This is a genomic window from Pseudoalteromonas piratica (assembly GCF_000788395.1).
GTDB lineage: Bacteria > Pseudomonadota > Gammaproteobacteria > Enterobacterales > Alteromonadaceae > Pseudoalteromonas > Pseudoalteromonas piratica.
This window is the reverse complement of sequence record NZ_CP009888.1, coordinates 2,254,238-2,275,708: the sequence shown is the minus strand read 5'-3', so window position 1 is coordinate 2,275,708 and position 21,471 is coordinate 2,254,238. Positions and strand designations below refer to the sequence as shown.

The window sequence follows — 21,471 nt, the reverse complement described above, 5'->3', positions numbered from 1 at the left end:
GCATATGTAATGTTATAACAATTTATTTATTTATGTGCACTAAGGTGTTACAGTATCACATAACATGAATTTTCAGTTAAAAATTTAGAAGTATTGTTTATGAAAAAGTCTCTCATTAGCTTAGCGGTGTTAAGCGTTGTTTTTCCACTTACCTCTCAAGCAGCACCTGTTTCAGGTCAACTTACCGATGCACAAGGTAACCCAATTGCTGGTGTTGCTGTTCACGTTCATGGTAAAGACAAGCAAGTTGTTACGGATAACTCAGGTAATTACCAAATCGACCTAGATGCAAATAGCCAATTACATTTCAGTAAAGATGGTTATTTAGACAAGCGCCTTGAGGTTCAAAACACAACGCAAACAATCAACCTAGTACTTGAAAAGTCATCAATCGAAGCTATTACTGTGTATGCATCAGCGTTACATAAAAGTAACTTAGAAATGACATCGCCAGTCACCGTAATTTCAGGCGACGAGTTAAAAGACCGCTCATCAAGCACCTTAGGTGAGACATTAAATAAACTACCTGGTGTTAATCAAACGTACTTCGGCCCTGTGTCATCATCTCCGGTTATCCGTGGTTTAGATGGTCCACGCGTTCGTATTATGCAAAACGGATTAGAAAGCAGTGATGCATCACGTGTCGGCCCTGATCATGCGAATACCAATGAAACATTAAGTGCTGAACAAATTGAAGTATTGCGTGGCCCTGCAACACTACTTTATGGCTCAGGTGCAATTGGTGGTGTTGTTAACGTTGTAGATGCGCGCATCCCCTCAACTAATTACGAATCACTCGAAGGTGCGGTTGAGTACAAACATGATACTGTAAATGAAGGCAACACAGCGGCATTTGTGCTGAACGGTGGTGACAATGGCTTTAATTTCCACTTAGATGGATTGAAGCGTAAAACTGAAGATACAACAGTGCCTAAGTTTGAAGCACATCATGATGAACATGAGGAAGAGCATGATGCTGAAGCACATGAAGGCGAAGATCATCACGATGAACATGATGAAGAAGCTATCGATTCTATTGAAAATAGCTTTATTGATACCACAGCGTTCAATTTAGGTACAAGCTATGTAAATGATCACCTAGTAGTGGGTATTGCTTATGGAAGAATTGAATCTGACTATGGTATTCCAGGACACTCTCATGCAGGGCACGATCATGGCCATGAAGAAGAGCATGAAGAAGAAGGCCACGAGGAAGAGCATGATGCACATGAAGAGCATGGTGATGTATTTGCTCGATTAACACAAGACCGTTATCAAGCAAACTTTACATACAGCTTACATGATTCTGCCATTGAACGTTTTGATGTAAAGCTAGGTTACACTGATTACCGACATGCTGAGATTGAAGAAGGCATGGAAGGTACTGTATTTACAAATGAATCAAAAGAGTTACGTGCAACCGCTGAACATAACCTACTCGGCTGGCACGGTGTAGTTGGCTACCACTATTATGATTCAGATTACGGTGCAGATGGTGCAGAAGCATTTACACCTCACAGTGACACAACACAACATGCATTGTTTGCGCTAGAAGAAAGAACCTTTGGAGATTTCCGTGTTGAATTAGGCGCACGCTTTGAAAGTACTGAGATCGACGCACCTGAAATTTTATTAGGCCATGAAGAACACGGACACGATGAGCATGATCACGAAGAACATGGTGATGAAGAACATGGTGATGAAGAACATCATGGTGAAGAGTATGCTTATGTTGGTGAATTTGACAGTATTAGTTTATCTGCCGGTACAATCTGGAATTTTCAAGAAGGCCATTCTCTTGCCTTATCAGTAGGTCACTCTGAACGTTCACCAAGTGCAGCAGAACTATTATCAAATGGTCTGCACATTGCAACAGGTACCTATGATTTAGGGTTAGGCTATGAAATTGAAGAGGGTGAAATCCACTTTGAGCCTGAGAATATTGAGCAAGAAACATCAAACAACCTTGATTTAACATTGCGTAAATTTAATGGTGATTTTGGTTACACGATTAATGCTTTTTATAACCAGATTGATAATTTCTATTTCCAACAAGATACTGGCTTAGTAATCGACTCACACCATGATGAAATGCTTTCAATGGAAGAATTCTTATCACATGGTCATGATGAAGACGAAGCAACACGTGTTTTCCAATATCAATACGCCGATGTTGATTTATACGGTATTGAGTTTGATGTTCACTACCAAGTTAACAGTGACTTAATGCTTAAAGTGATGGGTGATCATATTCGTAACGATGTGAAAGACACATCTGAATATTTACCACGCTTCCCGCAAAATAAACTGGGCTTTGAAGCAGAGTATGACTGGCAAGCATTGCAGTTAAACTTCTCTGCTACTCATTACTTTGAGCAAGATAAACTGGGTGCACATGAAACACATACTGAAAGTTATACTTTGCTTGATATCGCTGCAAAATATAATTTAGATGTTCTAAACACAGACTCTTATATCTTTGCTAAAGTGCAAAACTTAACGGATGAGTTAGCGTTTAGCCATACTTCATTTATTAAAGATATTGCACCGTTACCTGGTCGTAATTTCCAATTAGGTATGCGCGTTTACTTTTAAACACACAAATACTATTAAAATGTAATAAAGGGCGTTAGATACGCCCTTTATTTTTATCTAATTTTCTTAAACCACCAAAATCTCTGCTAAAATTCACATAAAATCAATATAAACAACTCTAAGAGGTAAATGTGCGAGCATTTCCATTAATTACATTGTGTGCATCATGCTGTTTAGCCAGTAATGTTTCTGCAAAAACCCTATTCTCAGATTTTAGTGTCAGTTATTTAAATGGTAGCAACTATGAAGTGGGTGATAATAAACGCCAAGTAATGACACTAGAGCATGTAGCAGCGACGACATGGGGTGATAGTTTTACCTTTGTTGATCGTCTCGAATCAAATAATGGTGATAAAGAAATTTATGGCGAATTCTCACCGCGATTCAAGCTAACTGAATTTGAAAATAGCCCTGTTAAAGCCCTATATGTTGCTACCACAATTGAATATGGTAATTTCTCTTCACACACAGGTGCTGGCTCTAGCTTAACCAACTATTTATATGGTGTTGGCGCAGGCTTTGATGTGCCCTATTTTAACTACTTTAATGTTAATTTTTATTACCGTAATAACGAACATGGTGATAATAATTATCAAACAACCGTTACCTGGGGCTTGCCAATTGGCCCGTTTTATTATGATGGCTTTATGGATTATGCAACAAGTCGTGATAACAATGTTTCACAAATGAATCTTACATCACAACTTAAATATGATGTTGCGCCACACCTGAATTTAGATTCTAAATTGTATATTGGTGTTGAATACGTTTATTGGCTAGATAAGTTTGGTATTGATGGCGTTAATGAAAATAACGTTAATTTACTCGTCAAGTACCATTTTTAAAATTATCGTCAATTAAATAAAAAGCCCTGCATTTGCAGGGCTTTTTAAAATAGAAGACTTAGATACTAACACGTTTATAATCGCGATACTCTGGTAACCAGTAGTTCTTCTCAATTAAGCTTGCTAGTTTTTCATCCGAAATTTCTAAGGCAACACTTTGCTCAATTGCTTTTTTCGCAACGTTAAAGGCGATTTTCTTTGACAGTGCTTCAACTTGAGTCAACGGCGGTAACAAGCTGCCCTCTCCAGTATTTGCTCGCGGTGATGCTGCAGCAAGAGTTTCACTTGCAACCATTAGCATTTCATCTGTAATTCGTTTAGCACCAACAGCAACAACGCCTAAACCAATACCTGGGAAAATATAACTATTATTACATTGAGGAATAATGTGTTCTTTACCATTGAACGTCACTGGTTCAAATGGGCTGCCTGTTGCAACAATCGCTTCCCCATTAGTCCAAGCAATCACATCTTCTGGCATCGCTTCAACTTGTTTAATTGGATTGCTTAGTGGGAAGATAATAGGCTGTTTGCATCCTTGATGCATTGCTTTGATCACCTGTTCAGTGAATAGCCCTGGCTGCCCTGATACACCAATTAAAATATCCGGTTTTGCACAGTGCATTACATCAAGTAAAGACGCGTAATCACCGCTGTAATTCCATTCACTTAATGATTCTTGTTTTTGAGTAAGCACTTGCTGGAAATCACGTAAGTCTTTCATACCTTCGGTCAATAAACCGAAGCGGTCAACCATAAAGATTTGTGAGCGCGCTTGCGCTTCACTAATGCCTTCACTCACCATTTGTGAAATAATTTGCTCAGCAATACCGCAACCCGCTGATCCTGCACCAACAAATACCACTTTTTGTGATGATAACGCTTCACCTTTAACACGACATGCTGCTAATAAAGAACCAACAGTCACTGAAGCTGTACCTTGAATATCATCATTAAAGCTACAAATTTTATCACGGTAGCGCTGTAAAAGTGGCATTGCATTTGGCTGTGCAAAGTCTTCAAATTGCAACATTACACTCGGCCAACGACGTTTTACAGCATTGATAAATAACTCTAAGAATTCATCGTATTGCTCTTGAGAAATACGTTTGTGACGGCGTCCCATATACATTGGGTCATCAAGCAATGTCTGATTATTTGTACCCACATCAAGCATAACTGGTAGTGTATAAGCAGGACTAATGCCACCGACCGCAGTGTAAAGTGATAATTTACCGATAGGAATACCCATACCACCAATACCTTGGTCACCTAAACCAAGAATGCGCTCACCGTCAGTGACAACAATAACTTTCACTTTACCTTTTGTTGCGTTACGAAGAATATCATCAATATTATGGCGATCTTCATACGAAATAAATAAACCACGGTGCTTACGGTAAATATCAGAAAAGCGCTCACACGCCTCTCCTACTGTTGGCGTATAGATGATCGGCATCATCTCTTCTAGATGATCACGTACTAACCTAAAGAATAACGTTTCGTTAGTATCGTGAATTGCACGTAAGTAGATATGCTTATTAAGATTATTAGTAAAGCTCTTGTATTGTTGGTAACAGCGCTCAACTTGCTCTTCAATCGATTCAAAAATTGGTGGCAATAAGCCAGCCAAATTAAACTGTTCACGTTCGCGTTGACTAAATGCACTGCCTTTATTTAACAGTGGAGTTTCAATTAATGTTGGTCCTGCATAAGGAATATACAGGTAATTTTTATTTGTGTGTTCTGTCATTATATTCTTGGTGGTGTGTTGTAATAGTTCTAATTATTAAACCAAAGTTTAAAAATGCAAAACTATAAGATAATTAACGGATAATTAAAAAACATTATCTAAGTAGCAATAAGTTAAAGCAATGGCTGAATTAAAGAATTAACCAAGTTTAACTTATTACTATCATTTTATTTACGTGCTCGAGATTACTCGCCTATTGCGACACCTTCACGCCTTGGATCAGCAGCACCAAGTAGTTTATCACCCTCAACCATAACGGCGTGAATACCTGAATTTAAGTCACGAATAACTACAGTGTGCCCTTTTGCCTCAAGCGCGGGTTTGAGATGTTCGATGTCCGAACCCTTTTCAAGCGTAGTAACGCGATTTCGATTTGTGATATTGGCAAGCTCAATCGCTTGTTGCGGCGAAAGACCAAAATCTAATACACCGACAAGCGCTTTAGCTACATAGTTAATAATGCGTGAACCACCAGGAGAACCGATTACTAATTTAAGACTGCCATCTTGATTAAATACCATTACCGGTGACATAGATGAGCGCGGGCGTTTATTTGGTTCAACACGGTTTGCAACTAGTTTATCATCACGTTTAGGGTTGAACGTAAAATCTGTAAGTTGATTGTTTAATAAATAGCCATTAACCATTAAGCCAGAGCCAAAACCCATTTCAATTGATGTCGTCATAGACACAGCGTTCCCATGGCTATCAACAATGGAGACATGTGACGTATTTGGCTGTTCATAATTTACTTGAGTATCAGACCAATCCTTTGAAAAATCACCCGGTAACGCTGTTCCCATATCTGTATTTTTAATTAGTGAACTGCGTGCTTTTAAATAGCTAGGATTGATCATATTTTGCGTTGGTACATCAACAAAATCCGGATCTGCTATATAAAAATCACGATCAGCAAATGCGAGTCTTGACGCTTGTGTAAAAGCATGTGCTGAATCGGTATCCCAATGCTGTTGTAACGGTGCATTACTGTGTTCTAATAAAGCCATAATTTGCAGCACGGTAATACCACCAGAACTAGGCGGTGCCATTGAACACACTTTGTATGCTTTATAAGGCGCACAAACTGGTTTGCGTTCAATACTACGATAATTGATTAGGTCGTCATACGATAAATGGCCAGGTGCAATCGCAGAAGTTTTAACTGCATTTACCAATTGTTTCGCATTCTCCCCCTGATAAAAAGCGTTAACGCCTTGTTTGGCGACCTTTCTATAGAGTGCAGCTAATTTAGGGTTCTTTTTTACACTACCAGCTTTAAGCGCTTCACCATTTGGCATAAAGTAAGCTTTGGTATCATCAATTAACGCAACCCCCGGGTTTATTTTCAGACTTACAAGTTTTTCTAATCGGGGCGATACCACAAATCCGTTTTCACTCAGTTCAATTGCATCAACAAACAATTCATTCCATGGGAGTTTACCATAACGGGTGTGTGCTTGATGTAAGGCAGCAAACGCACCCGGAACACCAACAGAGCGCCCGCCCACAACCGCTTCAATCCAGCGAATAGGCTTACCATTTTCATCTAAGAACAATGATTCTGTGGCTTTTGCAGGTGCAGTTTCACGACCATCAAAACTGGTTAGGTGTTGCGCTGATTTATCATAATGCATTAAGAACAGACCGCCACCAATACCTGATGATTGTGGCTCAACTAAGGTCAATACTAATTGCACTGCAATTGCAGCATCCACCGCACTGCCACCTTTAGCAAGTACTGCAGCGCCTGCTTTTACGGCATAGGAGTTGGCTGCTGAAACCATGTATTTATTTGCTACAACTTGTTGTTTTTCTGTCAGTCCCGTACTTGCTTCTGGTTCACCCACAATGGTTGCGAAGCTATTAATTGATACTAAGCTTGACGCCAGAATTACACGAGAGAGCGTTTGTTTTAGTTTTTTCATAATTATGGAATCTGTTTATTTGTGATAATCTTACCTACATTTAATGCTTATTAACACCTATCAATTATGTTAAACCTGCCGTTTGAAAAGCGATTTATCTCTGCCCCTATTATTCTAATCATTTCCGCCATTGTAATTTTCGCCACACCATTGAGTGAATTGTTCGAGTACAATCGTACCCTATTTGCCACAGGAGAATACTGGCGCATTATCACAGGACATTTTAGTCATTCAAATGGCTACCACTTAATGCTTAATTTAGCAGGTGTTGCGCTTATTTGGGCACTTCATGGCGAGTACTATGACAGTAAAAAATATGCCTTAGCACTATTTTTACTCGCTCTTTACACTGGCGGCGGCTTATATATTTTTTACCCTGAAAATACCATTTATAACGGGCTTAGTGGCGTATTACATGGTTTGATTATTATTGGTGCATTAATCGATTGCCAAAAAGGTATGAAAACTGGCTATTTACTATTTATTGGTGTGTGGTTAAAAATTGCATGGGAGCAATATACTGGGCCAAGTGCAGAACTTGGTGAACTAATAGAAGCACGTGTCGCCATTGAAGCACATTTAATTGGTGCAGTTTCAGGGATATTTGTTTATGCCAAGCTAAACCGAAACGCACTACGTGAACAATTAACGCAATAAAAAAGGCCGCGAAGCGGCCTTTTTACTGCTTAAATTATAAGTTCTGTTCAAATAACTTATAGATGCGACGATATTCATCTAACCAGCTTGATGGCTGTTTAAACCCATGTGGTTCTACAGGGTAAATCGCCGTTTCATAGTTTTCTTTTTCAAGCTCAATAAAACGCTGTACCAAACGCACTACATCTTGGAAGAATACATTATCATCAATCATAGGTGCGTTGATAAGTAACGGTTTTTCAAGCCCCTCTGCAAAGTAAATTGGTGAGCTACGCTTATACGCAATTGGATCAACATCTGGGTGGTTTAAGATATTTGAGGTGTATGGGTTATTATAATATGCCCAGTCAGACACAGGACGAAGTGCTGCACCCGCTTGGAATAACTCAGGACGCGTTAATAACGCCATAAATGTCATAAAGCCACCGTAAGAGCCACCATAGGTACCCACTCTATCTTTATTAACATTGGCATTTTCTGCCATCCAGTTTACGCCATCAGCCAAATCTTCGATTTCTGGTTTACCCATATGACGATAAATCGCGGTACGCCAATCTCGACCATAGCCTTTAGACGCGCGGTAATCCATGTCCATTACCACATAACCTTGCTCTGCAAGGAAAGAATGGAACATAAATTCGCGGAAGTAACCTGACCAACCTAAATGAGAGTTTTGTAAATAACCCGCACCATGGTTAAAAATAACGGCTTTACGGGCTTTGCCAGTTTCACCTTCTTTATAATCACGCGGGTAATACACTTTGGCATAAATGGGTTGATCAGTATGACTTGATGGCACCGCAACCACTTTTGGCGCTATCAGTTGGGTATTTAAGAACTTTTCAGAAACAGTATTGGTTAAACGCGTCACTTTTTCGCCATCAACATTTGATACATAGAGCTCTGGCGGTAACGCTAATTTAGAATGCGTCAGCAATAACTTTGTTTCATCCGGACTTAACTGGTAATCCGTCATTCCGTTTAAATCCGTTTGCGCACTACTTTCACCCGTGGTCAGATCTAACTTATAGATTTCATAAATACCAGGGTGTTTCTTATTTGCTTTGTAGAAAATAGATTGGCTATTACGCGTTTGTGTTAATTCTGATACAACAAACTGGCCTTTGGTTAATTGCTTGGCTTTACCGTTTAGCGGTTTTGTATAAATATGGCTATACCCTGACTCTTCAGACAAATAATAAAGCGTATCGTCTTGCTGATTTAACCAGCCAAAGTTATTGTACGTGTAATTTACCCATGCTTTGTCATGCAGGCGATGTTGAGATACCAGCTTGTTTTGCTTAAAATCAACGGTTGCAATCCAACGGTCTTTATTGTCAAACGCTTCCAGCATTATAGCCACTTGAGCGCCAGATTGATTCCATTGAATAGCACTTTGCGACCAACCCCAGTCCATCATTAGGTTGATGTGACGTGGTGCGTTTTGAGATTTGTACGTTTTACCTTCTGCTTTTGCATTTTCAGCCTTAACATCCGCTAAAACATCTTCATCAAAACCCGGTAATGTATCAAACGGCAAAGTTGTTTGCGTGTTTTCAGTTAAGTCGATAAGGATAAGTTCAGAGCCAGACGGTTTTGTATCAGCAACACGACGACGTACTTTTTCAGCAACAATTTCACCATTTTGACCAATGTAATTTGGCATTATATCGCCATCATCGCGCCAGGGTTTGCTTTCAGTAATCACTGTGATTAGCTTATCGCCCGCTGGTGATAAAACGGCACTTACAATACGATTACCTTTACCAAGGTAATAGGTATCGTTCATGATACTGTTGTTTTGCTCTGTAAGCCGTTGATTATAATTTTCTTTATCTTTTGTGTTTTTGTGAGTTAGCGCAACAAAATCAATTAGTTTATGTTGCTCTTTTGCAATGTAGCTAGTTGGCTCAGCAACACCTTGTGGTTTGTCAGCCGCTTTTAAGGCAACAATTTGCTGACGCATACCAGATTCAACATTAACTTTATAAAAACTATCTTTAACACGGTATGATAATTCACCTGATGTTAAAAATTGAAGTTGTGAAGCGCTATCGTCAGTTAAAGTCAATTGCTTTAACTGGCCGCTTGACTGCTCTAACGCAAAAATATTGCCTTTGAAAGTGTAAGCAACCCATTTATTGTCTTGGCTGAATGTGAGTTGTTTGGCACCCAGTGTATGTAATTTATCTAAGCTAACTAACTGACCGTTACCTTCACCTGTGAGTGATCGTGTGAATGTATCTCTTAGTTCATTTCCCGCTTGTTTACGTGAGTAATGTACTGCACTTGAATCAAGCGACCAAAACGCACGCTCAGGCTGTCGGCCTAACCAATCGGGATGTGCCATTGCCTGTTTTAGAGTGATAGTTTCAGGCCCCTGATGGGTAGTTGTTTCAACAACCGAAGGAAACGATTGTGCTGTTACTTGTTGTGTTGAATTGGTTGTTTTACAACCTGTTAAACTGATACATGCAGTAACAGCTAACGCGATAAGAGATTTATTATACATGGGTATTTTTTTATGGTTTAAATTATCCCAATTTAATCAAACTACATTGCAAATTAAAACTGTTCTTATCGTTTAAATATGTGATTTTGACGATTACATTTGCAGTAAAAAAAAGGCCAACAAGGTGTTGGCCGAATACTCTGCGCTAGCAATTTAGGTCGAAACGAAATGATTAATTGTCGTTTCATAGTAATAGACCGTGACCATTTCAAAATAGTTCAAAATTTATTCAAAAAATTTAAATTTATTTCTCAAAGTTGAAGACCATTGTCTACCCTTAACATATATGGAACAAGGTTAACCCGTTATGAGCAAATTTAGATTACGCATTTATCGCGGACCTGATAAAACAAGTATGGCTAAATGGCTTAAACAAGACGAGCTTGCTAATTGGTCTCGCTACCAGCACTTTTATTGCGATGGCAATGAGTCAATTATTTCTCTCGATATTGGTGACTTTTGGCAAAATATGCTGCGAAATAAGCAACCCCATTATGAACAGAGCCTTCATGGACAAGAGCGCTTACTGCAAGGCAAATACATATCACATGCAGCCGTGCCATTTTATGTAGAAGTGGATATTCAAAGTGAAGCAAACTGACACTAGCGTCGCGTCAGTTTGCTTAAAAGATTAGTTAGACAGCAATTGTGCCCTTGCTGCAACTCCTGGGTAGGCATCTTCTGGTAAATAATGTGCAAGCTGCGCTAACTTTTCACCAAGTTCTCGGTCATTCTTAGCAACCACGTTAATGTGGCCCATTTTACGGCCTGCTCGAACACCTTTGCCATACCAATGACTGGTTACACCTGGCACAGTTAACACTTCTTTTGGAATATCAGCTTGACCAAGCACATTGATCATCGCACTTGGGCCAATCATCTGCGTATCACCTAGCGGTAAATTAGCCACTGCACGAAGATGATTTTCAAACTGACTACATAACGTACCTTGCTGAGTCCAATGGCCCGAATTATGAACACGCGGTGCAATTTCATTGACCATCAGTTCACCATCAACATCGAAGAACTCAATAGCGAGCACGCCTACATAATCCATTTCTGCACTTAACTTATTAAATGCGTCTAATGCTTGTGACTGAATACCAGCATCCATGTCTGATGCAATTGATAATGTCAGTACACCGTTTGTATGTTCGTTTTCAGTAACAGGATAAACAGCGGTATTACCTTGTTTGTCGCGTGCACCAATAACAGACACTTCTCGGTTAAATGGGATCATCTTCTCAGCAATAATGGTATGCGGGAAATCAGCTGTACCACTTGCAATAAATGCCGCCATTTCAGACCAAATCTCATCCACATTTGAATCAGCTTTGATACGCCATTGGCCTTTTCCGTCGTAACCTGCTTGACACGTTTTAATTACAAGTGGCAATGCTAGCTTAGCAATCGCCTCGTCTAAATGCGCACGTTCGGTAATTAATTGGTATGGCGCGCAGTTAACACCGGCTTTATCAAGTAACGCTTTTTCGATACTGCGATCACCGCCTGCTTTAATGGCATTTTTACCAGGATAGAATTTGCCACTTTGGCAACAAAGCGCAAGCACATCATCAGGAATGTGCTCAAACTCTGCGGTAATCGCATCACTCTCAGCGATCGATGCAGTTAAATCTTGTTCATATACGTGTAATGTCAGTGGGTGAACTACCTGTTTAGTTCCAACATCATACGCTTTGATATTTAAATTAAGTGGTGCACCAGCTAAGCTCATCATACGTGCTAACTGGCCTGCCCCTAACACTAAAATATTCATATTATTCTGCTGGATTTGGGTTCGCTAAAACAGTTTCTGTTTGGTTCTTTCTGAACTCATCAATTTTTGCAAGCAGCTCTGGCTGTTGGCAACCTAAAATCTGTGCTGCAAGTAAACCTGCGTTAGCTGCACCAGGATCACCTATCGCCAAAGTACCAACCGCAACGCCTTTTGGCATTTGGCAGATTGAAAGAAGTGAGTCAACACCGTTAAGTGCTTTTGATTTAACTGGCACACCTAATACAGGAAGGCTTGTAAAGGCTGCAGCCATTCCTGGAAGGTGCGCTGCACCACCTGCGCCAGCGATAATCACTTTAATTCCACGCTCAGCTGCAGTGCTGGCATAATCGGCTAATAACTGTGGCGTACGGTGAGCTGAAACCACTTTTGTTTCATACTTAACACCGAATTTATCAAGCATCTCGGCAGCATGTTGCATGGTAGGCCAATCTGATTTTGAACCCATAATAATGCCAACAGTCATAGTCACTCCTTATCGTTAGGCACTTAATTCACAATATAAACGCGGCTAGATATGCATCATTTACAATGTGGAATATAAAATTTTTGATTTCGCGATGTGGGATTGCGAGTTGCGAATTATCTAATAATCGCCGGGTTTTCTCAATTAAAAACTGTGAATTAACGCCACGCTAAGGTAAATTACGCCAATCATTTTTAATCGCTAGGGTGTTAGATGACCAAATTTAAAGTAATCCCACCTACCACAACGGTTTATTGCAAACAGCGCGGCGAAGGTTGGACATTAACAGGCATTACAGATATCAACGAAAATACATCGGTGATGTTTGGCGGTACCCGTTACACCATTCCGGCAAAAGAAATTATTGAAACACTTTTACCGAATCAAATTGAACGTGAAAAACAAAAAGGCGCCTAATGGCGCCTTTTTAGTGAATGTTTAAGTAGATTATTTTAACGCATTAATACGTGCATCTAGCGGCGGGTGTGAACTCATTAAGTCCATTAACCCCTTACCCGATGCAATACCAAACGCCATCATCGACCCTTCAAGTTGTGATGGGTGATTTACTTTTAAACGCTCAAGAGCAGCACGCATTTTATGTGCACCCACTAAATCTGCTGCGCCCTTGTCGGCTGCAAATTCACGTTGACGGCTGAAATACGCAACAACAAAGCTTGCTAAAATACCGAATAACACTTGGAAAATCATATCGAAGATAAAATAAGTCCAAGAACCGCCTGACTCTTCTTCATCGCTATTTAGGAAATTATCTACAATTCCTGCTAACACCTTAGAAATAGCAATTACAAAGGTATTCACTACACCCTGAATTAGTGTCAGGGTTACCATATCACCATTTGCAATGTGCGATACTTCATGAGCAAGCACGGCTTCTGCTTCGTCTTGACTCATATTATGTAAAAGGCCTGTGCTTACTGCGACAAGTGAATTATTTTTACTTGGTCCCGTTGCAAATGCATTCATTTCAGGGCTGTCGTAAATTGCCACTTCTGGCATCGCAATATTAGCTTTCTTCGCTTGTTCTGCAACACGGTCAACTAACCACTTTTCAACATCTGAACGTGGTTGCTCAATTACGTGTGCGCCAGTTGATTTTTTAGCCATCCATTTCGACATAAACAGTGAAATAAATGAGCCACCAAAACCAAATAATGTAGCAATAAGTAAAATACCACCTAAGCTACGGTGCTCTATACCCAGTACTGACATAATCACTGACAGTACAATACCTAACACTAGCATTACCGCTAAGTTAGTAATTAAAAACAGAACGACTCTTTTCATTGTTACCTCAAAACGTGTTTTCTACTGCTTTATATAGTGTCAATAGCGCTAGATTCAAGATAAATTTACAAAATGACACAAATATTATTGGTTACTAAATACAGCTTAAAATTTATGTGAAATTGATTTAAATTCAGTTATCTAGTTTAAGTACCGTATTCAGTTCTTTATACACTTGAAGCTTAGGCTTTTCATTTTGAGTATTGGGTGCGATTGCAAGTAACGGGCAATCTAGTCGCGCTTTTAACGTTGCGAGATTTTCATCTTGCTCAAGCATATGCGCATCAACATAGTTTGCTATCCAACCAACACATTTTGCGCCACTTTGTTTTATATGACTCAATGTAAGAAGAGCATGATTTAAACAGCCTAGTTTTAAACCCACCACCATAATCACAGGTAATTCCTCATCAGCAACCCACTCAGATAATAAATCATTATCATTGATTGGCAGTGCCCAACCACCGGCACCTTCTACGATAAGATGATCAAGTTCTTGCTGGTTTAAAACGTTAAGGTGCTGCGACAACTCTGCTTTGGTAATGGTTACGCCCACCTGTTTAGCTGCAATATGCGGTGCAATGGGTGGTTCAAAAACATAAGGATTAATTAACTTGTATGGTAATGCAACATTACCGGACTCCATCAAGGATAACGCGTCTTCATTGACCAGTTCACCAAATGCACGCTCTGCACCCGCTGCAATTGGTTTAAACCCTGTCACAGCTTTTTGGAATTGTTTAATGTATTTAATTAAAAGGCTCGACACATGGGTTTTACCTACTTCAGTATCAGTGCCGGTTATAAATATTGATTTCATTTTTCTATCACTATGTAAGCAACATGATAGCTAACAGGGAACTGTGATTGCTCTTTTTTATAGCTAGCTAACAATGTCTTATATTTTTCTTTGCCCATTAAACCAGTGGATTTTTCACCGCTATTCACTTTATGGTTGGCGCCAATCTCTTTAATCGAGTTAAGTGCCTCTTTTGCAGTTTCGTAAAATACTTTGTGATGACAAAAACTCGTTGAAATACGTTTAAACGTGGTTTGTTTTAACGCAGCTTCGATGTCATTTTGTGATACAAACTGATTGATATGGCGTTTTGAATCAACAGCTGCAAAGGCATTTATCATTTCACTCAGCGTACCATCAGCCACTAAGCTAAAATGCGCTCGACCACCCGGTTTCAATACCGCATAAAGTGATTGAAATAGTGCTGGTAAATTGCTACTCCATTGCATTGCAAAATTACTAAACACCAAATCAAAACTATTATTTTTAAACGGTAAGTTATCCATATCAGCACACACACTTGGTGTTACCTGCTGTTGTAGCATAGCTTGGCTTAAGTCCATACTGATCACAGTGTTGCAGCGTTTTTTAAGCTCAAACGAGTTAACAAACGGCCCGCAACCTAAATCAAGGGCAACACCATAATCAGTATCTAATGACTTAATTAAGATATCAGCAGCCTGTTTTTGCACATGAGCATGATTGTGATAGTGCTTAGCAGCTTTTGAAAAATGCTGCGCAGTTATCTTCTTTTGGGCGTTTAATAGTTGGCTCATAACGTCTTTAGGCCTGTTACAAGGTGGCTTATTAATTGGTCAATGTCATCGTGATGATGCGCTGCTGTTAACGTAATTCGTAACCTTGCTGTATTATGGGGCACTGTTGGTGGCCTAATGGCTGTTAACCAAATACCTTTTTCTTTCAAATAACCACTCAGCTTTAAACATGCTTCACTATCACCTAACACCAAGGGTTGAATGGCACTATCTGAAGGCATTAATGCTAATTTATGCTCTGCTGCAAGCCCTCTAAAATACTCAATATTATGTTGCAGTTTTTGACGTTCAATTGTTGCATTATACACTTGCTGCAAGCGCGTGAGAGTTGCGCTTGCAAGCCACGGTGACATTGCTGTTGAGTAGGTGTAATCTCGATTAAATTGCAAAAGATAATTTGCTACTTCTTGACTACAAAGCACAGCTGCGCCACTACTCGCACACGCTTTACCAAAGGTAATAATTAAAATCTCAGGCTTAATTTTTGTCGCGCTGCCAAGTCCATTTTCCCCAATCACACCAAATGCATGAGCATCATCAATCATTAACCACGCATTATGTTCAGATGCTATCGCTGCAAGGTCTTCAATTGGGGCGTTATCGCCATCCATTGAAAACACACCTTCACTCACAATCAGTTTGTGTTTTGCTTTTGATTTTTCTAAACGGCGCTTTAAATGTTTGAGGTCGTTATGATTAAAACGCGTATTAGTCGCGCTTGCCGCTAAACCACCGTCAATCAAACTGGCATGATTAAGCTTATCTTGAAAGATTTCACTTTCCGGTGCATTCATTAAACTTTTTAGCACACTGGCATTTGCACTAAAGCCTGAATTAAACAGTAAACACGCATCGTATTTAAGTGTTTCTGTTAAATACTGCTCTAACGCCAAATGTGCATGTTGATAACCCGTCACTAACGATGAGCTCGTACTGCCAAGTTGTGATTCAAGCGAATTGATAGGCGCTTGGCTGAGTGCTAAATAATCGTTCGATGCAAAGTTTAGGTATTCACGCCCATTGTACGTTAATGTACACGGCCCTACTTTATCAAACGCAATTCGTGTGCGATATAAAGACACTTGTTTGCGTTCAACAAGTGCCTTTTGAATATAATCAAACGCCATTTATGCAGGGTAAAATAGTTCTGAGGTTTCTTTATCAGCAATTGCAGATTCAAGCGATGCGGCATAGGCCTCATCCGAATAATCTTCAACACTTTCAGGCGACATACCCAGCTTTTTAATCAGCATCATATCGCTATCAGCTTCAGGGTTATCAGTAGTTAATAACTTATCACCATAAAAGATTGAGTTAGCACCAGCAAAGAAACACATTGATTGCATTTGCTCGTTCATTGCTGTGCGCCCTGCACTTAAACGTACATAACTCTTAGGCATCATAATACGCGCTACCGCAATGGTACGAATAAACTCAAAGTGATCTAAATCATCTACATTTTCAAGCGGTGTACCTTTTACTTTAACGAGCATATTAATTGGTACACTTTCTGGTTGTTTTGGTAGGTTGGCGAGTTGCATTAGTAAGCCGTAGCGGTCTTTTGCTTCTTCACCCATACCCACAATACCACCAGAACATACTTTCATACCTGCATCTCGCACATGATCTAGGGTATCTAAACGGTCTTGGTAAGTACGCGTAGTAATAATCTGCTGATAATACTCAGGCGATGTGTCTAAGTTATGGTTATAGTAATCAAGACCTGCATCTCTTAGTGCGTGCGCTTTATCGTTATCAAGCATACCTAAGGTCATACAGGTTTCTAAGCCAAGTTCTTTTACTTCTTTAACCATTTTCTCAATGTATGGCATATCACGATCTTTAGGATCAGACCATGCTGCACCCATACAAAAACGTGTTGCGCCTTTACTTTTAGCAATACGTGCTTGCTCAACAACTTTTTCTACTTCCATTAAACGTTCACGTTCAAGATCTGTTTTGTAATGACCTGATTGCGGGCAATACTTACAATCTTCTGGACAGGCCCCAGTTTTAATCGAAAGTAATGTCGAAATTTGTACTTTATTTGGATTAAAGTTTTGACGATGCACACTGGCTGCTTGAAAAAGCAGGTCGTTAAACGGCATATTAAATAACGCTTTTACTTCACTAAGCGTCCAATCATTACGAACCTGTGCTTGTTCCATGGAATTCTCTTTTTTATTTGTTTCTCGAACTTAATTTCGCTAGTCTACGCAGCAACTCTTAATTGTCAACCAAGCAAGCGATAACAAGGTTTACATTTGAACATAAATAAAACGATTGATTTAGATTTTGATAGAAATCACTTGTGGCACCCCTACACTTCAATGATTAACCCATTACCGGTGTACCCTGTAACGCATGCAGATGGCGTTCACATATACCTAGAAAGTGGTGAGAAATTACTCGATGGCATGGCATCTTGGTGGAGTGTGCTCCATGGCTATAATCACCCAGAGCTAAATCAAGCAATTAAAGATCAAGTTAATCAAATGAGCCATGTAATGTTTGGCGGGTTAACCCATCGTCCTGCGGTTGAACTTGGTAAGAAGTTAATTGAAATAACCCCTCCGTCACTCACTCGCATCTTTTTTGCCGATTCAGGCTCCGTTGCGGTTGAAGTTGCCATTAAAATGGCGATGCAATATTGGCATAGCAAAGGCATAAAAACCAAAAATAAGCTAATGGCCCTAAATAAGGGCTATCACGGGGATACGTTTGCTGCGATGAGCGTCTGCGACCCTGTTAATAGCATGCATTCGTTGTATAAAGGCTTTTTACCCGAGCATTATTTTGTGCCAGCGCCAACAAGTCGTTTTAATGAATCATTTGATACTAACGAAATTAAGGTTCTTGAACAGCATTTTGCCGAGCATCACAATGAAGTTGCCGCATTTATTCTGGAGCCAATCGTGCAAAATGCCGGAGGTATGAACTTTTACCATGCTGATTATTTGAATGCTGTAAGAGAGCTTTGCAACAAATATAATGTGCTGTTAATTTGTGACGAAATCGCTACTGGTTTTGGCCGCACAGGCAAGATGTTTGCCGTAGAACATGCCGGTATTGAGCCTGATATATTGTGTATTGGCAAAGCAATTACTGGCGGCTATATGACATTATCGGCCACCCTTACTAGTGACAAAATCGCGCTTGGTATTAGTGAAGGCAAAGCTGGCGTCATGATGCATGGGCCAACCTTTATGGCAAACCCGTTAGCATGTGCAGTGGCCAATAGAAGTATAGCGTTATTACTTGAAAGTGAGTGGCAAAAGAATATCTTGCGTATTGAAACCTGCTTGAAAACTCATTTAACACCACTGGCCCGTTATGATTCAGTAGCTGATGTGCGCATTCTAGGCGCAATCGGTGTGGTTGAAATGAAACACGCAGTAGATGTTGCCGCAGTACAAAAACACCTTATTTCAAAAGGCGTTTGGCTTAGACCTTTCGGTAAACTAATTTATATGATGCCACCGTATGTGATGCAAGATGAAGAGTTAATTCAAATCATTGATGCCATCAAAACAATGCTGTGATAGCACCAATAATGGCTTACCATTCAAATTGGTAAGCCATTTTGTTAATTGTTTTAAGCGGAACTTTATGAATATTACGCTGGTAGTATAAATGCTGCATCGCTTTGTCTTTTATTTCACCGACGACCACTTCTTTTACTTGATAGCCGAGGGCATGCGCAGCTTCAGCGTAGGCGACAAATTCCCATTTTCTAATATTGGTATTATCTAAAATTACTAATGGAATGTGTTGGCTGAGCGCTCTAATAAAACGAGCAAGATTCAGATTGTGATATTCACTTAGCTTTGATTTATCAAAACGGTATTCACCATCAGTCATAAAATAATCGTCGGTAGAGCACACAACATATTGCGCTTCATCACCATTTACCATTTCATCACACAAATTCTGTGCATAATGGCTTTTACCAGAGCCCGGTAGCCCTCTTAAAATAAATACTTGTTTCATTTAAATACAATAACCAATAAACAAATAATGCAAACAATCAGTAAACTAATCTGGTTTACGCCTACTCCATTCTCAGAGCGACTGTCATATTGCCCACGAACAATTAGCGAAATACTCGACATAATACCAGTTAACATTAAAAAAAGAATCAGCAGGTTGCGGGGCGTAACAAGCCAATGATCACGGTACTCCATACCAAAATAACGAATTACACCATACTCAAGTTCAGGGCGCGCATAATGAAAAATAATTAATGCGAGTATAAAAAAGAACCAAGCAGTAATAGACAATGCATGAATTAACAATTGTCGAATACGCTTGTTTTTCTGCCTTTGTGTACTCATATTACTATTCGTGAATGAAAATTTGCTATTTTGTTAGCTTATTACCAATTAACGCTCAATTTGCTGTTTTTTTATTTTTCTTTCACAGGTAAGATAACAAACTTTCTTAGCGCATGCTAAGTCAGAACAAAAAGAATTTTATTTAGGCATTTTAATCATTGGAGTGAAAATGAGCCATATAGCTATCACAGATCTTTTGAAAGGTCGTGTAGAAGTAGGTGCAACCGTTACTATTAAAGGTTGGATCCGTACACGTCGCGATTCAAAAGCAGGAATCTCTTTCTTAGCCGTGCATGACGGTAGTTGTTTCGATCCTATTCAAGCTGTGGTACCGAATTCACTCAATAATTATGAAGAAGTGACTAAACTTACAGCGGGTTGTTCAGTAACAGTTGTTGGTACTCTGGTAGAATCACAAGGCCAAGGCCAGTCATTTGAAATTCAAGCTGAAACTGTAGAAGTAATGGGCTGGGTAGAAAACCCAGACACTTACCCAATGGCTGCAAAACGTCACAGTATCGAATACCTTCGTGAACACGCACATTTACGCCCTCGCACTAACATTATCGGTGCGGTAACGCGTGTACGTAACTGTTTATCTCAAGCAATCCACCGCTTTTATCACGAGCGTGGCTATGTGTGGATCTCGACACCTATTATCACAGCAAGTGACTGTGAAGGTGCGGGCGAAATGTTCCGCGTATCTACACTTGATATGCAAAACCTTCCGCGTACAGATAAAGGTGATGTAGATTACAGCGAAGATTTCTTCGGCAAAGAAGCATTCCTAACCGTATCTGGTCAGTTAAATGGTGAGACATACTGTTCTGCAATGTCAAAAATCTATACTTTTGGCCCAACATTCCGTGCTGAAAACTCAAATACTTCTCGTCACTTAGCTGAATTCTGGATGGTAGAACCAGAAGTTGCATTTGCTGATCTAAACGATATTGCAGCACTTGCTGAAGACATGCTCAAGTATGTGTTTAAAGCTGTACTTGAAGAGCGCCGAGATGATATGGAATTCTTTGCACAACGTGTAGAGAAAACTGCAATTTCACGTTTAGAAGACTTCGTTGAAAAAGATTTTGCACAAGTAGACTACACTGACGCTGTTGAAATCTTAAAAGGTTGTGGTAAGAAATTCGAATTCCCTGTTGAATGGGGTGTAGATTTACAATCTGAGCACGAGCGTTACCTTGCTGAAGAGCACTTTAATGCACCGGTAGTTATCAAAAACTACCCGAAAGACATCAAAGCATTCTACATGCGTCAAAACGAAGACGGTAAAACAGTAGCAGCGATGGACGTAGTTGCACCTGGTATTGGTGAAATCATCGGCGGTTCTCAACGTGAAGAGCGTTTAGACGTATTAGATGCACGTTTAGAAGAAATGGGCTTAGATAAAGAAGACTATTCTTGGTATCGCGACTTACGTAAGTACGGTACGGTTCCTCACTCAGGTTTTGGCCTAGGTTTTGAACGTCTTGTAGCTTACGTAACAGGTATGGGTAACGTACGTGACGTTATCGCATTCCCGCGTACAAAAGGTTCAGCGACTTACTAAACGTATATGATTTAGTTTGTGAAAAACCGGCTTAAATGCCGGTTTTTTTATGCCTATAAATAACCTATGAACAGTCTTATAAGTCAACTAATCAATAACTTGATAGCGATGGCGCTAATATCCTCTAGCTCACAAGGCT

The 21,471-nt window shown here is 39.8% G+C and carries 19 protein-coding genes; 7 read left to right on the top strand and 12 right to left on the bottom strand.

Translation table 11 applies throughout. The features are described from left to right. Positions 1–99 precede the first annotated feature (99 nt). Together OM33_RS10585 and OM33_RS10580 are read left to right on the top strand one after the other, a co-directional pair. Positions 100–2,595 carry a TonB-dependent receptor gene (locus OM33_RS10585; protein ID WP_038641539.1) on the top strand — a complete coding sequence of 832 codons (2,496 nt, stop codon included), beginning with the start codon at positions 100–102 and terminating at the stop codon, positions 2,593–2,595. Between the two features lie 131 nt (positions 2,596–2,726). Next, on the top strand, positions 2,727–3,440 hold the full coding sequence (locus OM33_RS10580) for a nucleoside-binding protein (protein ID WP_199922444.1): 714 nt from the start codon (positions 2,727–2,729) through the stop codon (positions 3,438–3,440). 58 nt (positions 3,441–3,498) lie between these two features. Here the strand turns inward: OM33_RS10580 and OM33_RS10575 are convergent, their stop codons facing one another. Both OM33_RS10575 and ggt read right to left on the bottom strand, forming a co-directional pair. Then, positions 3,499–5,193, bottom strand: coding sequence for an NAD-dependent malic enzyme (locus OM33_RS10575; RefSeq protein WP_038641537.1), 1,695 nt, complete (start codon positions 5,191–5,193; stop codon positions 3,499–3,501). A 185-nt stretch (positions 5,194–5,378) separates the two neighbouring features. Continuing rightward, positions 5,379–7,118 carry a gamma-glutamyltransferase gene (gene ggt, locus OM33_RS10570; protein ID WP_038641536.1) on the bottom strand — a complete coding sequence of 580 codons (1,740 nt, stop codon included), beginning with the start codon at positions 7,116–7,118 and terminating at the stop codon, positions 5,379–5,381. Between the two features lie 150 nt (positions 7,119–7,268). Between ggt and rrtA the strand changes: the two genes are divergently transcribed. Continuing rightward, positions 7,269–7,775, top strand: coding sequence for a rhombosortase (rrtA, locus tag OM33_RS10565; protein WP_234402690.1), 507 nt, complete (start codon positions 7,269–7,271; stop codon positions 7,773–7,775). 34 nt (positions 7,776–7,809) lie between these two features. Here the strand turns inward: rrtA and OM33_RS10560 are convergent, their stop codons facing one another. Then, positions 7,810–10,287: a S9 family peptidase gene (locus OM33_RS10560; RefSeq protein ID WP_038641532.1), complete on the bottom strand. Its 2,478-nt coding sequence runs from the start codon at positions 10,285–10,287 to the stop codon at positions 7,810–7,812. Between the two features lie 307 nt (positions 10,288–10,594). On the opposite strand from OM33_RS10560, the gene OM33_RS10555 reads away from it, so the two are divergent. Continuing rightward, the gene (locus OM33_RS10555; RefSeq protein WP_038641530.1) at positions 10,595–10,888 is read left to right on the top strand and encodes a hypothetical protein; all 294 of its coding nucleotides are present in this window, start codon (positions 10,595–10,597) and stop codon (positions 10,886–10,888) included. Positions 10,889–10,918: 30 nt separating this feature from the next. On the opposite strand, the gene OM33_RS10550 is transcribed toward OM33_RS10555, so the two are convergent. Both OM33_RS10550 and purE read right to left on the bottom strand, forming a co-directional pair. Next, the gene (locus OM33_RS10550; RefSeq protein ID WP_038641528.1) at positions 10,919–12,064 is read right to left on the bottom strand and encodes a 5-(carboxyamino)imidazole ribonucleotide synthase; all 1,146 of its coding nucleotides are present in this window, start codon (positions 12,062–12,064) and stop codon (positions 10,919–10,921) included. Between the two features lies 1 nt (position 12,065). Further along, on the bottom strand, positions 12,066–12,548 hold the full coding sequence (gene purE / locus OM33_RS10545) for a 5-(carboxyamino)imidazole ribonucleotide mutase (RefSeq protein ID WP_038641526.1): 483 nt from the start codon (positions 12,546–12,548) through the stop codon (positions 12,066–12,068). 213 nt (positions 12,549–12,761) lie between these two features. Between purE and OM33_RS10540 the strand changes: the two genes are divergently transcribed. After that, entirely contained in the window at positions 12,762–12,965 is a 204-nt protein-coding gene (locus OM33_RS10540) for a hypothetical protein (protein ID WP_038641525.1), read from the top strand. A 30-nt stretch (positions 12,966–12,995) separates the two neighbouring features. Here OM33_RS10540 and htpX read toward each other — a convergent pair whose 3' ends face one another. From htpX to bioB, 5 genes are all read right to left on the bottom strand, one after another. Continuing rightward, entirely contained in the window at positions 12,996–13,856 is an 861-nt protein-coding gene (gene htpX, locus OM33_RS10535; protein ID WP_038641523.1) for a protease HtpX, read from the bottom strand. A 133-nt stretch (positions 13,857–13,989) separates the two neighbouring features. Then, a complete protein-coding gene (gene bioD / locus OM33_RS10530; protein WP_038641521.1) occupies positions 13,990–14,676 on the bottom strand; it encodes a dethiobiotin synthase in 687 nt (228 codons plus the stop codon). Then, positions 14,673–15,431, bottom strand: coding sequence for a malonyl-ACP O-methyltransferase BioC (gene bioC / locus OM33_RS10525; protein WP_038641519.1), 759 nt, complete (start codon positions 15,429–15,431; stop codon positions 14,673–14,675). Before bioC ends, bioD begins: the two co-directional genes overlap by 4 nt. Continuing rightward, complete coding sequence (locus OM33_RS10520; RefSeq protein WP_038641517.1) at positions 15,428–16,558, bottom strand: aminotransferase class I/II-fold pyridoxal phosphate-dependent enzyme; 1,131 nt, start codon at positions 16,556–16,558, stop codon at positions 15,428–15,430. The genes bioC and OM33_RS10520 overlap by 4 nt, the downstream gene beginning before the upstream one ends. After that, entirely contained in the window at positions 16,559–17,599 is a 1,041-nt protein-coding gene (gene bioB, locus OM33_RS10515) for a biotin synthase BioB (RefSeq protein WP_038641515.1), read from the bottom strand. A 96-nt stretch (positions 17,600–17,695) separates the two neighbouring features. Between bioB and bioA the strand changes: the two genes are divergently transcribed. Further along, complete coding sequence (bioA, locus tag OM33_RS10510) at positions 17,696–18,973, top strand: adenosylmethionine--8-amino-7-oxononanoate transaminase (RefSeq protein ID WP_038641512.1); 1,278 nt, start codon at positions 17,696–17,698, stop codon at positions 18,971–18,973. 16 nt (positions 18,974–18,989) lie between these two features. Here bioA and OM33_RS10505 read toward each other — a convergent pair whose 3' ends face one another. Both OM33_RS10505 and OM33_RS10500 read right to left on the bottom strand, forming a co-directional pair. Further along, on the bottom strand, positions 18,990–19,421 hold the full coding sequence (locus OM33_RS10505) for an ATP-binding protein (protein WP_038641511.1): 432 nt from the start codon (positions 19,419–19,421) through the stop codon (positions 18,990–18,992). After that, positions 19,418–19,765: a hypothetical protein gene (locus tag OM33_RS10500; RefSeq protein WP_038641509.1), complete on the bottom strand. Its 348-nt coding sequence runs from the start codon at positions 19,763–19,765 to the stop codon at positions 19,418–19,420. The genes OM33_RS10505 and OM33_RS10500 overlap by 4 nt, the downstream gene beginning before the upstream one ends. A gap of 169 nt (positions 19,766–19,934) precedes the next feature. Here OM33_RS10500 and asnS point away from each other — a divergent pair, with 169 nt between their 5' ends. Then, positions 19,935–21,332 carry an asparagine--tRNA ligase gene (gene asnS / locus OM33_RS10495; protein WP_038641507.1) on the top strand — a complete coding sequence of 466 codons (1,398 nt, stop codon included), beginning with the start codon at positions 19,935–19,937 and terminating at the stop codon, positions 21,330–21,332. Positions 21,333–21,471 lie beyond the last annotated feature (139 nt).

What these genes read in the sequence shown, in the direction of transcription:
- OM33_RS10585 (WP_038641539.1), top strand. Translation starts at nt 100, where the DNA reads ATGAAAAAGTCTCTCATTAGCTTAGCGGTGTTAAGCGTTGTTTTTCCA.
- OM33_RS10575 (WP_038641537.1), bottom strand. Translation starts at nt 5,193, where the DNA reads ATGACAGAACACACAAATAAAAATTACCTGTATATTCCTTATGCAGGA.
- ggt (WP_038641536.1), bottom strand. Translation starts at nt 7,118, where the DNA reads ATGAAAAAACTAAAACAAACGCTCTCTCGTGTAATTCTGGCGTCAAGC.
- OM33_RS10560 (WP_038641532.1), bottom strand. Translation starts at nt 10,287, where the DNA reads ATGTATAATAAATCTCTTATCGCGTTAGCTGTTACTGCATGTATCAGT.
- OM33_RS10555 (WP_038641530.1), top strand. Translation starts at nt 10,595, where the DNA reads ATGAGCAAATTTAGATTACGCATTTATCGCGGACCTGATAAAACAAGT.
- OM33_RS10550 (WP_038641528.1), bottom strand. Translation starts at nt 12,064, where the DNA reads ATGAATATTTTAGTGTTAGGGGCAGGCCAGTTAGCACGTATGATGAGC.
- purE (WP_038641526.1), bottom strand. Translation starts at nt 12,548, where the DNA reads ATGACTGTTGGCATTATTATGGGTTCAAAATCAGATTGGCCTACCATG.
- OM33_RS10540 (WP_038641525.1), top strand. Translation starts at nt 12,762, where the DNA reads ATGACCAAATTTAAAGTAATCCCACCTACCACAACGGTTTATTGCAAA.
- htpX (WP_038641523.1), bottom strand. Translation starts at nt 13,856, where the DNA reads ATGAAAAGAGTCGTTCTGTTTTTAATTACTAACTTAGCGGTAATGCTA.
- bioD (WP_038641521.1), bottom strand. Translation starts at nt 14,676, where the DNA reads ATGAAATCAATATTTATAACCGGCACTGATACTGAAGTAGGTAAAACC.
- bioC (WP_038641519.1), bottom strand. Translation starts at nt 15,431, where the DNA reads ATGAGCCAACTATTAAACGCCCAAAAGAAGATAACTGCGCAGCATTTT.
- OM33_RS10520 (WP_038641517.1), bottom strand. Translation starts at nt 16,558, where the DNA reads ATGGCGTTTGATTATATTCAAAAGGCACTTGTTGAACGCAAACAAGTG.
- bioB (WP_038641515.1), bottom strand. Translation starts at nt 17,599, where the DNA reads ATGGAACAAGCACAGGTTCGTAATGATTGGACGCTTAGTGAAGTAAAA.
- OM33_RS10505 (WP_038641511.1), bottom strand. Translation starts at nt 19,421, where the DNA reads ATGAAACAAGTATTTATTTTAAGAGGGCTACCGGGCTCTGGTAAAAGC.
- OM33_RS10500 (WP_038641509.1), bottom strand. Translation starts at nt 19,765, where the DNA reads ATGAGTACACAAAGGCAGAAAAACAAGCGTATTCGACAATTGTTAATT.
- asnS (WP_038641507.1), top strand. Translation starts at nt 19,935, where the DNA reads ATGAGCCATATAGCTATCACAGATCTTTTGAAAGGTCGTGTAGAAGTA.